Raw genomic sequence first — 1,019 nt, 5'->3', positions numbered from 1 at the left:
GGCAAGCACTAAAAAGCGGACGATGTTAATTGGGTAAAGTCGTTTAATTCTTGCACAATCTTATGATAAATAAATTGGCAAGAAGTATGATGGTAAAAAAGTAAACTACAGGAGGATCAGTATCAGCATTTTCAAGCATATCAAAACTTGTCGCCCACATTGCAACTAAACCATTAGGTTTTTGATACGCCAATTTGGCATTGGGATCATTATTAACTGGCTGAAAACTAACTAAAAACCTGGAATTGCTAACAGAACGATTATTGGCTTTAACGACTAATTCTTCATCTGTATATTTAGGATGATAACCTTTTTCCATAATATTTTTTCTAGCTTTTTTTAGTCGCTCTACACATTCTTCTAAAGATTTTGGTTCACCAAGCTTATCACTTTTATTTTCTTTAGCTTCTTGCTCAACAGCTTGCCCACTAACATTCGGCAAGTCATCAACCATTCCCGCAAATTTATCAATATCCTTTTGCTCAACATTCATTGCTTTAGCTTGTATCGTTAAAGCATTTAAAATTTCATCTTGAGAATTTAATTGTCCCGTTGGATTAGCATCGGTAATATTATTGAGCTGTTTAAATTCAGCCATTAATTCAGCTGATTTTTCAGGTAAAATACTATTTAATGCACTCGATAGTTTTTGTTCACTTTCTTTACACACAAGCCCCAACGGGTCAACCCAACTCAATGGATTAGGCGCGTACTGATAGTTATTTATCCCCCCCAATAACCCAATCGGGTCCTGACTCGTAAACCGCCCATTCCTCGCATCATAATACCGAAACCGATTGTAATGCAGTTGAGTCTCCGCATCAAAATACTGCCCTTGAAATCGGAGGTTGCAAATAGTGTTATCCTTTGCTTCTATTTGCTCAATTTCACCATAAGGTTTAAAGGTTGCCTGCCAAATGATGTTTCCTTGCTCGTCAGTTAATTGAGCGGGCGTACCCAAGTGGTCAGTATGAATGAATTGAATCTGCTCATTATGTACTTGCGCTAGCGGAACAAAG

The 1,019-nt window shown here is 37.4% G+C and carries 1 protein-coding gene; it reads right to left on the bottom strand.

Annotated elements, in window-relative coordinates:
- Nucleotides 1-43 precede the first annotated feature (43 nt).
- On the bottom strand, nucleotides 44-1,019 hold a 976-nt coding region (locus tag ABVT42_RS22400; RefSeq protein WP_367024553.1), incomplete at its 5' end, for an RHS repeat domain-containing protein.

It is taken from the genome of Aliikangiella maris, assembly GCF_040719265.1.
GTDB classification, from domain to species: domain Bacteria; phylum Pseudomonadota; class Gammaproteobacteria; order Enterobacterales; family Kangiellaceae; genus Aliikangiella; species Aliikangiella maris.
Note: the sequence above shows the minus strand (reverse complement) of the source record. Positions and strands in the feature narration are given on the sequence as shown.